The sequence below is a fragment of the Clostridioides sp. LIBA-6622 genome, from assembly GCF_056716095.1.
Genome location: NZ_CP196998.1, coordinates 3,967,157 through 3,980,293 on the forward strand (window position 1 = coordinate 3,967,157; position 13,137 = coordinate 3,980,293).

Consider the following 13,137-nt stretch of genomic DNA (forward strand, 5'->3'; position numbering starts at 1 on the left):
CCTACACCCTTTTTTTAGTTTTATTTTTTTTCTTCTTAGGTTTTGATTTTTTCTTGCTCTTTAACTTTTTATTTGATTTTCTTTTTATATTTTTCTTTGTTGCTATAAATATATTAGGTATATAAAATATAATATCAAATAGTAGGTGTAGTGAATAGATTATAACGTAATACAAATTATTTAAAAAACTGACTATGTATTGTACAACTTTTTTTAAAAAATTCCTCACAAAACAGATTATTTTATTGATAATTGATAAAACAATTTTACTTATGGTGTTATAGTATAAAATAAAACCAATAAACAAAGCCACAAAATGGTAATATCTTAAATCGAAAAATTCTGTAAGATTTATTGTTACAAATATTATAGCTGTTGCTAGAAACCAAAACAGTACATCAAAGATTATTGCTAAATAATTGATAAATTTAAAGTTTCCTCTTAAACCTCTATAAAAATCAAACAATACTCCTATAAGTATTCCACCATAAATAGTAGCATAAAAAATGCTTACGTCTTGAGTGAAAGGTATCATTTATCTAAATACCTTTTTCAAGAAACTCTCTTGTGGCTTTTTAGGCTTTGCATACACCATAGAATTTATAGTTCCATCTATGCTAATTATATTTTCGTCTATACTTAGCTTGCTCATATCTAGGTTCTCGCCCTCAATTACCATCTCGCCGACAGAAGTTTTAAGCTCAACTCTTTTATCATTAAAAGAATATATGTGCTCGACTCCTGAAATAACCAGCTTTGATCTATCTTTCAAAGTTATGTTCTGTTCCATAATATCCCCCCAGTAAATATTTCACTAATACTACTATTAATATACTAGAGGACTATCAATTTTATTCTAAAATTTCGTACATTTCTTTTGCATCATTTTTTAACACATGCTCTTTTACTTCATTTATCTTAAGCCTCATCTTCTTCTCTCCAAATTGTATTTCTAATGTGTCTCCAATATTCACTTCTGAAGAAGATTTAGCAACTTTTCCATTTATAGTGACAATTCCTTTATCACATGCATCCTTAGCAACAGTTCTTCTCTTTATAATCCTAGATACTTTTAAAAACTTATCTAATCTCATAATTATCACCTTCCTTAGTTCTATAGAAAAAGTGTGGTAAATTTATCCACACTTTTTCACAAGATTTCTAATTATCCATTTATTATATCCTTTAATCCTTTTCCAGCTTTGAAAACTGGTGCTTTAGAAGCTGGTATATCTATAACTTGCTCTGGATCTCTTGGATTTCTTCCTTGTCTAGCAGCTCTTTCTCTTGTCTCAAATGTTCCAAATCCAACTAATTGAACTTTTTCGTTATTTACTAGTGCATCTTGAACAGAACTCATAAATGCGTTTAACGCAGCCTCTGCTTCCTTCTTTGTTAATCCACTTTTTTCTGCCATCTTTGATACTAATTCAGCTTTATTCACGATATTTACCTCCTAAAAATGTTTATAATATAGACTTCTATCTTTGTGATAAAAGTTCTAGATTTTTGACAAATTTCCTTCCACAATTTTATTGTTTTTTAGCCTGATTCCAAAATTCATCCATCTCTTCAAGTGTCATGTCTTCTAATTTTTTATTTAAATTCATTGCACTTTTCTCTACAAACTCAAATCTATTTATGAATTTATCGGTAGTACAGTTCAAGGCTTCTCCTGAGTCTATGTCTAAAAATCTAGCTAGATTTACTATCGAAAATAATAAATCGCCTAGTTCTTCCTTTATGTATTTTATATTCCCGACCCTGTGTTCGTCAAGTAATTCCTGATATTCTTCTTCAATTTTTTTAAATACATCTTCTACATTGTCCCAATCAAAGCCAACAAGGGCTGCTTTATGTTGAACTTTACTAGCCTTCATAAGAGCTGGTAGATGCTTTGGTATTCTTCTAAGGCCATCTGTTATAGTACTTTCGCCCTTTTCTTCTTTTTTTAATTCTTCCCAAGTTTTTTCAAACTTAGACATATCTAGTTTTACACCACTAAATATATGAGGATGTCTATGAATTAATTTTTTACATATTCCATTTACTACTTCTTTTAAATCAAAGTAGCCTTCCTCATTTCCTATCTGACAATGGAATATAACTTGTAAAAGAACATCTCCTAGTTCTTCTACCATTTCATCTATATCATTATTATCAATTGCATTACAAAGTTCATATGCTTCCTCTATAACAGAATTTTTTAATGATTGATGCGTTTGTTTTTTATCCCACTCACATCCAGCTGGACTTCTAAGTGTGTTAACTATTATTTCTAAGTCATGTACTGTATTATACATCTTTTTAGAACTTTTGGGTATATATAAGCTAGTTAAATAGTCAAAAAAGTTTTCATTTCTGTCCAATTCGCACAGCTTTATAAACTTTTTACTTTCTAAATCTTTGACACCTGCTCCATTTACTATACATACTTCTTGATTATAGTCATAATATTCCATAAGCTTTAACTTTACATTAGATGCTATAAATTTATCATATACTTGAGTTATTATCATACTAGTATCTAAATCTATATATGAATTTTCTATTTCAAAGGCATCTATCAATTTAAATCCCTCAGATGGGTCTATAGCCAAATAGTTAAACATAGCGTCTACAAAGCTCATAGAAGGCAATATCTCCACTGTTATGTGTTTTTCATTGGCTAGTCTTTCTATTATACTTACAGTCTTTTCTGCGACTCTTGGATGACCAGGAACAGCATATATTAAGTCACCTTTTATAGATTCTTCTATGATAAACTCAGATATTTTTAAATAAACATTCTCAAAATTTTCTTCATTTTCATAAAAATAGTCTAAAGAAGTGTATTGTATAGTTTCTTTAAGTTTATCAATTATTGGATGTTTCTCTGTTCTAAAAAAAACTCTAGGGCTATTTCTTAAAGATTCTAATGCCCCTTGGCTTATAAGAGAATAATCTCCTGGCCCAAGACCTACAATACTTATCTTACCCATAACATCACTCCTATTAGCAAATTTCACTTTATTTTTGTATTATCATACAAATAAGGAGCTTTACTATTTGTATAGTATTTCCTTTATTTGCATATATATTCCTATATTATCTTATAAGTTTAACTTTTTTTAACAATTTATATAGTTTATCACCTTTTGGCATAGTTAAAATTTCTTCTTTTTTAATTCCTCCTATTCCAAGTATAACTACTACATATACAATTCCACCAACACATATTGCAATTATTGTAGATATGCTATTTCCCAAGAATCCAACTAAAGCACCATAACTTAACTTAACCATTATAAACATTGTCAAAACTGTTATAAATGGCTTTATTATAAATTCTTTTTTAGGGAAGTTTACATTCATGTGCTTTTTAACATATAACAAGTTAATCATAGCTGCCACAAAGTATGCTGTAACTGTACCAAAGGCAGAACCTAATACATTAACATCTGGTATTCCTGTTAAAGTATAACTTATTACAATCTTACATAACATACCAGCACATAATGCTATTACAGGTACTATTGGTTTTCCCATTCCTTGAATTATACCAGTCAACGTTTGTATTAATCCTAAAAATAATACACATGGAGTAAGAGTAAATAAAATGGTTCCTACAGAAGATGGTTCATGTGGAAATAAAAGACCCATTATTGGTATTGCTAAAGAAGCCATACCAAACGCACAAGGTAATACTATAAGTAATGTTACCTTAACTGCACTCTTAGTATCTTTTCTAGCTTTTGACTTGTTTCCTAATGCATATGCTTTAGAAATTGCTGGAACTAAGCTCATACTCATTGCAGTTGTTATAACAGCTGGTAAATTTATTGTGGCCATTGCCATACCTGTTAACTGACCAAACATTGAATTTGCCACTTTGTATGTAAATCCTGCTTCCATAAGTCTTCTTATCACTATAACATTATCTATCATATTTACAAGTGGCATTACTGATGCTCCTATTGTTATAGGAATAGCAACAGTTAAAAGCTTTTTAAAAATATAAGAAACTCTCTCATCTTTAAATCTTTGACTTGCATCTATCTCTGCTCTACGCTCTTTTCTACCTAGCATATAAGCAAACATCAAATAAATCATAGATGCTATTGAACCTATTGTAGCTCCTGATATGGCACCAGCTGCCCCAAAAGTCTGACCTAGACTTTTCATAAGTAAATAAGCCAAAGTAAGACCTAATACAACTCTAAAAAATTGCTCTGCAACTTGAGACACAGCAATCTTAGTCATATCCTGTCTCCCTTGGAAATAACCTCTATATGCAGACATTGCAGGAACAAATAATAATGCTGGAGCAATAGCTTTCATAGAGTATAATGCACCTGGATTTTTCATTACGTTTGTTACTATGTAGTCAGCACCAAAAAATAATATACAAAATGATATTATTCCAGTCATAAATAAAACTGTATGTGATACCTTAAATATCTTATTTGCACCTTTAAAATTTCCAATGGCAACTTTTTCCGAAACCAATTTTGCCACAGCTGTTGGGAATCCAGCAGTAGCTAATGTTAAAAATAGAGTATACACAGGATAAGCAGCCTGATAATATCCCATCCCTTCTGAACCAATCATGTTACCAAGGGGAATTCTAAAAAATCCTCCCATTATTTTCACGATTACACCCGCTAGTCCAAGTATAAGGGCTCCTTTTAAAAAGGAGTCTTTATTTTTGTTATTGTTCATAACATAACCTCCATACTGTTTATATAACAAACTTTAATATACCATATTTTTAATGCTATATTCAATATTTTACACAAAAACTTCAAAAGACCTTCATTTAAAAGGTCTTTATGATAAAATTATTGAACTTGTTTTCCTAAAAAGTTAGCAGCAATTTTTAAAGATTTTTCTTCACTTTCTGCAATTGTATCTTTATCTTTTGAAACGACTACAATTGAACCTATACAGTCTCCAGATGCACTAATTATAGGCATTATAACTTGACTAGTATATTCTTTTTGATCTTCTTTAAATAAAGGTAAAATATTTTTATCTTTTGAATATTTTACTGTTCTTTCACTTATTATTGCTTCTAACTCGTCACTTATACTTTTTTCTTTATAATCTTTTTTAGGAAGTTTAGATACAGCTATTATAGAATCTAAATCTGTTATCAATACACCATATCCTAATACTTCAGCTAATGTCTCAGCATATTCTTGAGAGAATTCATTTAATTCTCCTATTGGAGAGTATTTTTTAAGTATGACTTCTCCATCTTTTGCTGTGAATATCTCTAAAGGGTCTCCTTCTCTAATTCTTAATGTCTTTCTTATCTCTTTTGGTATAACTACCCTTCCAAGATCATCTATTCTTCTAACTATGCCTGTTGCTTTCATATTTTTTAATCCCTCCATAAATTACTTTAAGTTTATTTTTACCATTGTTAAGAAAAATATACAAAAAAAGCTATATCTTATCTAGATATAGCTTTTTTAAGCATATTACTCTTTTTTTAGTTTTTAGATTGTGATTTTATCTATTACTTTTTCATCTTTTTCTACTTTAGCTTCTTTAGTTAATTTTTCTATTTGCTCTTGATACTTATTTTTTAATAATTGGTCTTTTATAGTTTCTTTTGCATCTTCAAATGAAGTTTGCTCATTTACTCTGTCTGTTACTTTAATTATATGATATCCATATTGAGTTTCAACTAAATTAGATACTTCACCCTTTTTCATAGAAAAAGCAGCTTCTTCAAACTCAGCAACCATTTGACCTCTTGAGAAGAAACCTAATTTACCACCATCGCTCGCTGTAGAGTCTTGTGAATATTTTTTTGCTACTTTAGCAAAATCTTCACCTGCTTTAACTTCTTTAAGCGCTTCTTCAGCCTTTTTCTTAGCTTCTGCTTTTTTATCATCTGAAAGTGGTTTGTTATTATCATCTACTGTTTTCAATAGAATATGAGAAGCTTCTACTTCATCTTTTTTAAATTCATCTTTATGTGAATCATAATATTTTTTCATTTCTTCATCTGATATTTTAGTCTTTTTAGTAAAGCTACTTTGATAATTTTGCATAGCTAAATCTTTCTCTTGTTGATCTTTTAAAAATGCATCATCTATTCCTAACTTTTTAAGTTGTTCTTTATATTTTTCGTCTTTACTCATAGCATCTTTTAAATCTTTAAGACTTTTCTCAACATCTTCTTTTTTAGGAAGTAAGTTATCTTTTTTAGCTTGAGAATATATTACTTCTGTTGTTATAAGTTGGTCAAGAATTAAATCCTTAAACTTGTCCTTATATTTTACACCTTTTTCAACTTCTTTATCCCATATATCTTTTCCATAAGTTTGTTCCATAGAATCTTTATAAAGAGCTATAGTTTTTTTAAATTCATCTGATGATATCTTTGTTCCTTCAACTGTCGCCACAGTTTCTCCTTCACTAGAACTACAGGCAGTTATAGATACTACCAAAATCATAGCTATTGCCAATGTTATTACCTTTTTCAAATTTAAAACATCCCTTCTTAAAGTTACAAGTTATTTTACCTTGCACATTTTTTCTAATAATTCTTCTAATTCTGTAACTATATTATAACCTATTTTCTGTTTAGTTCTATACTTTGTTATTGGAACTAATAATATTTCATCTTTTAATTGTCTTATTTTTTCTATTTTCAATACCTTACACAATGATTTTATATAAGCTATTGTAAGTAATGTCTGAACTGGTTTAGGTATATCAGAGAATCTATCCTCAAGTTCTTCTTGTATCTCTAGCATATCCTCTTTATTTTCAATAGAAGCAATTTTTTTGTACATTTCAATCTTAATCAATTCATCTTTTATATAATTATCTGGAATGTATGCATTTACACTTAAGTCTATTTCAACATCAATTTCTTCCACAATAGGCTCACCTTTAACCTTTTTAATTGCGTCATTAAGCATTTTAACATACAAATCATAACCTATAACTGCCATATGACCATGTTGCTGAGAACCTAAGATATTTCCAGCTCCTCTTATTTCAAGGTCTCTCATTGCTATTTTGAAACCTGAACCAAACTCTGTAAACTCCCTGACAGCTTTTAATCGTTTTTCGGCTATCTCACTTAGAGTCTTGTCTTTTTCATATAAAAGATATGCATATCCTTGTCTTGAGCTTCTTCCAACCCTACCTCTCAATTGGTAAAGTTGAGCTAATCCCATCTTATCTGCATCATATATAATCATTGTATTTGCGTTGGATATGTCCATACCAGTTTCAATTATTGTAGTACAAACTAGTACATCATAGTCTTTATTTAAAAATCCTAGGATTATATTTTCTAATGATTTAGAAGTCATTCTTCCATGTGCAACAGCTACTCTAGCGTCTGGTACGAGCTTTTGAATCATACTTGCCATCTCTTCAATATGCTCAACTCTATTGTATACGAAAAATACCTGTCCACCTCTACTTAATTCTCTCTCTATTTCATCTTGAATTACGCTTTCCTTACTCTCTGTAACATATGTTATTACAGGATGTCTTTCTTGTGGAGGTTCTTCTATAACACTCATATCTCTTATTCCACTTAGAGACATATGTAAGGTTCTTGGTATAGGAGTTGCTGAAAGTGTAAGTACATCTACTGTAGATTTAATTTTCTTTAAAGCTTCCTTATGTTTTACCCCAAATCTTTGCTCCTCGTCAATAACTACTAGACCTAAGTTTGGTAAATTTATATCTTTGGATATTATTCTATGTGTTCCAATCAAGATATCTACTAATCCTTTTTTAGCATCTTCAATAATTTGTTTTTGTTGTTTTGGAGTTTTAAACCTACTTAAAACTTCAACTCTCAAAGGATAACTTTCAAATCTTTCTTTAAATGTATTATAATGCTGTTGGGCTAATATGGTTGTTGGAACTAATACAGCAACTTGTTTTTGATCCATACAAGCCTTGAAAATACTTCTAATCGCTACCTCTGTTTTTCCATAACCAACATCTCCACATACAAGTCTGTCCATTACCTTACTTGATTCCATATCTTTTTTAGTTTCTTCTATTGCCTTTAATTGGTCTTCTGTTTCTTGATATGGAAACAATGACTCAAACTCTGCTTGCCAAGGTGTATCTTTCGAGAACTTATATCCTTGTATTTTTTCACGTTTTGCGTAAAGTTCAATTAAGTCCTTCGTCATGTCCTCAATTTCTTTTTTAACTTTTGCTTTTGCCTTTGTCCATTCATTGGTTCCAAGCTTATTTAACTTAACTTTTTCTACCTCTGCACCAATGTATTTCTGTACTTTATCCATCTGGTCTATTGGCACATATAGGTTATCTCCACCTTGATAAACTATTTTCATGTAATCTTTTTTAATAGCATTTACTGTAATCTGTTCAATACCTGTGTATCTACCTACACCACTATTTTCATGTACTACATAATCACCAACACTTAAATCTAAAAATGACTCTATCTTTTTCCCTTTTTTAGCTTTTTTATTGCTCGCTTTAGATGCTCTTTTATAAACACCTATCATTTCATTATCTGTTATAACAGCAAACTTTATGGATTTATACTGGAAACCGCTGTTTATATGTGCAGGTACAATTATAATTTGAGAAGATTTAATTTCAAGGTCTCTGTTTTTAGAAACAGTTGTTTCTAAGCCTTTATCCAATAAATCTTTACTTAATTTAGTTGCTCTTTCCAATGTATTTGTTGCTAAAATTATTTTGTATCCATTGTATTTCAGCCGATTTAATTCTTCGATTAACAAGTCTACTTTTCCATTAAATGTAGGAACTTCTCTACTTTCAAAGTTGATTATAGATTTTATAGAAAAATTATTTATAGACTTTGGCAATAGTGAGTTTAAAACCACAGACTTGTCTTTTACTAGATATTCTAAGTCTGTATAATGATATAGTAATTTTCCTTGATTTTTAATAGCTAAACCTCTTTCAAGATTCAGTTTATAATTTTCTCTAAACTCATTTATATAATTTTCGCATCTTTCTTTAAGTCTCGTTATATCATTTATAAATACTATTGCATCATCTGCTAAGTAAGTAAATATACTTTTGTTTTCTTCTGGGTAAATATAATCTATATAATTTTCTACTCCTTCAAAATAAGTCTTGCTTGATATATAGTCTATATTTTGAAATGTACCTTCGTCAGTAGTCTTAGTTGTTTCTTTTTTTAGTTTAACTAAGGCATCTGTAGTTTTCTCTGGATAAATAAATTCTCTGGATGGGGTAATAGAAAACTGTTGTAATTTATCAATTGATTTTTGCGAATATACGTCAAAAGTTCGTATGGAATCTATCTCATCATCAAATAATTCCATACGAATTGGATTTGTATATTCAAGTGAAAATACATCTATAATTCCACCTCTTATACTAAATTGACCAAACCCCTCTATTTTTGAAACTCTCTCATATCCTAATGAAACTAGTTTTTCAGTTAATTTTTCTAAATCTAAGCTATCTCCCACTTTATAATGAGATACACTATCAAGTAAAACTTGTTTTGGTATGTATTTTCTTAAAACTGCTTCAATAGAAGTTACTAAAATTATTTTTTCCTTATTGGCTAGTTTTAACAATACTTTTAATTTTTTTGCCTCTTCATTTCTGTCCTTTGCATCTAAGTGATAAAAATAAATATCTTGAAATCCTAAATATTCAACTTTATCTTCAATATAAAAACTTAAATCTTCATATACTTTCTTTGCTTCTAAATCACTACTTGTTATAAAAATCATTTGTCGTGATAAATCATTAAATATAGAATAAGATATATGAGGTTTTTGTACTGGCAAAAGTCCATTAACTAATAATGAACCTTTTGTATTTTTTATACAGTTTATTATATCTTTATACTCTTTTGAATTTTGCAAAGGATATAAAAAAACATCATTCATTTAAATCTCCCTCTCACTATCCATTGTATTTGTTCATAGACATATCTATATTTTCTCTTATTATCGAGTCAATAGCACATGCCGCTTTTTCTAATGCTTCATTTATATTATCAGATTCTTCTTTTCTAAATCTAGAAAGTACAAAATCAGCTAAATCTTGACCAACTGCTGGCTTAGATACACCTACTCTTACTCTTGGAAAATCATTTGAACCTAGGCATTTAGTTATAGACTTCATGCCATTATGTGTTCCTCCACTTCCCTTTTTTCTTATACGTATCTTTCCAACCTCTAAGTCTATATCATCATATACTACTACTATATTATTTAAATCAACCTTATAATATTTATATATATCTATTAATGTTTCTCCACTTAAATTCATATAAGTTTGCGGTTTTACTAATAATACTTTTTCAGTACCTACTCTTCCTTCACCAATTAAAGCTTTATGCTTTATTTTAGTAACACTAATGTTGTATTCTTTTGCAAGAATATCTATAACATCAAATCCAACGTTATGTCTAGTCTTCTCATACTTCTTTCCTGGATTGCCTAACCCTACTACTACGTACATTTCTTACCTCCTGTTATATAAATTTGTATAACAAACTATAATAAAAATCAAATATATTATACTCTGTAAATATTATTATAATTGTCGATAAGGAAATAAAAGGTGTGAAAGGAATTTGCCTTTTTATGTTTATACCTTTAAATATTTTAGTTATGTATAAAACAACAAAAAACAAAAACGCTAAAATAAATGATAAAACTATCACATAAAGCCCATAATTATTTCCCAATGCAAAGCAACATAAGCTATAGAGACCTACATCTCCATAGCCTAATCCTTTTGTTAATTTAGCAATAATATAAGGTATAATAAAGCCTATCGCTAGTCCAATTATATGATTTATATAGTCAAACTTGACAATATTGCAAAAAACCAAAAAAATTATACCTTGAACTATTATACCACTAACTATTGTTATATCATATACATATATTGTGTAGTAATCTATAATGGATATAATTATTAGAAATGGGATTAATACCATATATTGTACACATTCTACACTAATCCCAAATTTTAGATATATTAATATAGATAAAACTACAGTTATTATGTAAATAAAAAACATATCATATAGATTCTTCTTTTCTATATCACAAAATATACTTAGAGATTTATTTATCAAATGCGCAAAAAATAAGGAAATTATTATTATATACTCCATAATCTACAGCACGTTAGTAATAGGGTTAATAATAATATTGTCCTTATTGAATACTTTAATTCATTTTTATAAAAATTAAAACTTGCTTAAGTCTAACGATTGTCTACATAATAATAGAAAAATAAAGTTCAAGTAATTGTTTCCCACATAAGATTGTTATTAATGCTCCAATTGATATGAATGGACCATAAGGTATAACAGAATTATATTCCTTTTTCTTTATCTTACTTAATATTATCACACAAATTCCATATACTGCACCTACATAAACACTTAGTAGGGCAGTCAAAAGACCATTCTTAACACCCATATAAAGTCCTATCATTGCAAATAGCTTAATGTCTCCTCCACCCATACACTCTTTTTTTACTATAAATTCAATCAAAAGCACAATAAGCCAAACACTACCTCCACAAGTAAAAGCTCCTATAATCGAATTCTTAATTGGTATTTCTTTAAAAAAGAGATTAAAAATTACAGCAAATATAGCTCCAAAAATAAGTATTTTATCTGGTATTATAAAGTGGTCAATATCTATAAATGTTATTATAATCAATAAAGACACAAGAACTAAATAATAAATAGTTGTTGTGGATATTCCATATATCATAAACACTGTTAAAAATAAAATTCCTGTAATTAATTCTACTATAGCATATCTACTAGAAATTTTCTCATAACAATATCTACATTTTCTACCACTTATCAAATAGCTTAGTACTGGTATTAAATCTATAGGCTTTAGCCTAGTGTTGCAACTCATACAACGGGAGGGAGGGCTAGAAATAGATATCTCTTCTGGAATCCTAAAAATACAAACATTAAAGAAACTTCCAAATACTAATCCAACTATAAATACGTATAAATTAACGATTATAATGTCCATTATAATTTACTCCACCTATCATTCTTGTCATAAATTCTTGGTCAGTACATCTACTAAGTGCCATATCTTTCGTAATTTTTCCATTTTTATAAAGTTCCATTAAATCTTGGTCCATAGTTTTCATACCTGCTTTAACTCCAGTTTGTATCATATTTGGAATCTGATATGTTTTTCCTTCTCTTATTAAGTTTTTTATTGCTGGAGTAGCAAACATCAATTCAATTGCAGCTATTCTCCCTTTTCCATCTGCTGTAGGAAGTAATTGTTGTGACACTACCCCTTCACAAACTGTAGATAGCTGAGTCTTTATTTGTTGCTGTTGGGATGGTTGAAACATATCAACTATTCTATCAATTGTCTTAGCCGCTCCAACTGTATGTAGTGTTGAAAATACCAAATGCCCTGTTTCTGCTGCTGTTAATGCTATTGATACAGTTTCAGGGTCTCTCATCTCTCCTATTAGTATTACATCTGGGTCTTGACGCAAGATAGCTCTAAGAGCTGAATTAAAACTTTCTGTATCAGTTCCTACTTCTCTTTGATTTACCAAGCTTTGTTTATGATGATGTACATATTCTATTGGGTCTTCAAGCGTAATTATATGTTTTTGTTGTGTTTCATTTATTATATTTACCATACTTGCAAGTGTTGTACTTTTACCACTTCCTGTTGGACCTGTAACTAAAACCAACCCTTTATGCCTTTCAGTAAATGATTTTATGTTTTCTGGAAGTCCTAATTTCTCAAAAGTTGGTATCTCTGCTGTTATAGTTCTTATTGCTATTGCATAATTTCCTTTTTGTCTATATGAGTTTACCCTAAATCTTTCACCTGTTTTTAGAGAAGCTGAGAAATCAGCTTCTCCATGTTCTTCTATTACTTTAAACATAGATTCCCCTGCTATGTCTTTTGCCATTTGCACTGTTATTTCTGGTGTCAGTATCTGCTCACTTAGTTTTACAAATCCACCTTTTACTCTAGCTACAGGATTCGTTCCAACTGTTATGTGTATATCTGATGCGTTCAGTCTTATACCTTGCTCCAATAAATCATAAATATACATAATATTTAATCTCCATATCTTCTATTAGTTTACTTATTTTTTAGTAATAAA

At 29.3% G+C, this 13,137-nt stretch carries 13 protein-coding genes; all 13 read right to left on the minus strand.

What is annotated here, in order from left to right:
* Position 1: 1 nt before the first annotated feature.
* The 13 genes from yabQ to ACTG47_RS18560 all read right to left on the minus strand — a co-directional run bounded on the left by yabQ (position 2) and on the right by ACTG47_RS18560 (position 13,086).
* A complete protein-coding gene (yabQ, locus tag ACTG47_RS18500; RefSeq protein ID WP_169468834.1) occupies positions 2 to 535 on the minus strand; it encodes a spore cortex biosynthesis protein YabQ in 534 nt (177 codons plus the stop codon).
* On the minus strand, positions 536 to 790 hold the full coding sequence (locus ACTG47_RS18505; RefSeq protein WP_003421411.1) for a YabP/YqfC family sporulation protein: 255 nt from the start codon (positions 788 to 790) through the stop codon (positions 536 to 538). It lies immediately after the preceding gene.
* A gap of 61 nt (positions 791 to 851) precedes the next feature.
* Positions 852 to 1,094 carry an RNA-binding S4 domain-containing protein gene (locus ACTG47_RS18510; RefSeq protein WP_054271933.1) on the minus strand — a complete coding sequence of 81 codons (243 nt, stop codon included), beginning with the start codon at positions 1,092 to 1,094 and terminating at the stop codon, positions 852 to 854.
* Positions 1,095 to 1,165: 71 nt separating this feature from the next.
* Positions 1,166 to 1,444, minus strand: a complete 279-nt coding sequence (locus ACTG47_RS18515) for an HU family DNA-binding protein (protein ID WP_003421415.1) — start codon at positions 1,442 to 1,444, stop codon at positions 1,166 to 1,168.
* A gap of 88 nt (positions 1,445 to 1,532) precedes the next feature.
* Positions 1,533 to 2,981, minus strand: a complete 1,449-nt coding sequence (gene yabN / locus ACTG47_RS18520; RefSeq protein WP_479925637.1) for a bifunctional methyltransferase/pyrophosphohydrolase YabN — start codon at positions 2,979 to 2,981, stop codon at positions 1,533 to 1,535.
* A gap of 106 nt (positions 2,982 to 3,087) precedes the next feature.
* Positions 3,088 to 4,701 (minus strand): putative polysaccharide biosynthesis protein, encoded by a 1,614-nt coding sequence (locus tag ACTG47_RS18525; protein ID WP_479925638.1) that lies wholly within the window; start codon positions 4,699 to 4,701, stop codon positions 3,088 to 3,090.
* 119 nt (positions 4,702 to 4,820) lie between these two features.
* On the minus strand, positions 4,821 to 5,360 hold the full coding sequence (gene spoVT, locus ACTG47_RS18530; protein WP_009892063.1) for a stage V sporulation protein T: 540 nt from the start codon (positions 5,358 to 5,360) through the stop codon (positions 4,821 to 4,823).
* Positions 5,361 to 5,483: 123 nt separating this feature from the next.
* Positions 5,484 to 6,479: a peptidylprolyl isomerase gene (locus tag ACTG47_RS18535; RefSeq protein ID WP_479925639.1), complete on the minus strand. Its 996-nt coding sequence runs from the start codon at positions 6,477 to 6,479 to the stop codon at positions 5,484 to 5,486.
* A 30-nt stretch (positions 6,480 to 6,509) separates the two neighbouring features.
* Positions 6,510 to 9,896, minus strand: a complete 3,387-nt coding sequence (mfd, locus tag ACTG47_RS18540; RefSeq protein ID WP_169468828.1) for a transcription-repair coupling factor — start codon at positions 9,894 to 9,896, stop codon at positions 6,510 to 6,512.
* A gap of 16 nt (positions 9,897 to 9,912) precedes the next feature.
* Entirely contained in the window at positions 9,913 to 10,473 is a 561-nt protein-coding gene (pth, locus tag ACTG47_RS18545) for an aminoacyl-tRNA hydrolase (protein ID WP_479925640.1), read from the minus strand.
* Positions 10,474 to 10,486: 13 nt separating this feature from the next.
* The gene (locus tag ACTG47_RS18550) at positions 10,487 to 11,098 is read right to left on the minus strand and encodes a prepilin peptidase (RefSeq protein WP_479925641.1); all 612 of its coding nucleotides are present in this window, start codon (positions 11,096 to 11,098) and stop codon (positions 10,487 to 10,489) included.
* A 142-nt stretch (positions 11,099 to 11,240) separates the two neighbouring features.
* Complete coding sequence (locus tag ACTG47_RS18555) at positions 11,241 to 12,023, minus strand: prepilin peptidase (protein ID WP_479925642.1); 783 nt, start codon at positions 12,021 to 12,023, stop codon at positions 11,241 to 11,243.
* Complete coding sequence (locus tag ACTG47_RS18560) at positions 12,004 to 13,086, minus strand: type IV pilus twitching motility protein PilT (RefSeq protein ID WP_479925643.1); 1,083 nt, start codon at positions 13,084 to 13,086, stop codon at positions 12,004 to 12,006. The genes ACTG47_RS18555 and ACTG47_RS18560 overlap by 20 nt, the downstream gene beginning before the upstream one ends.
* Positions 13,087 to 13,137: the final 51 nt, after the last annotated feature.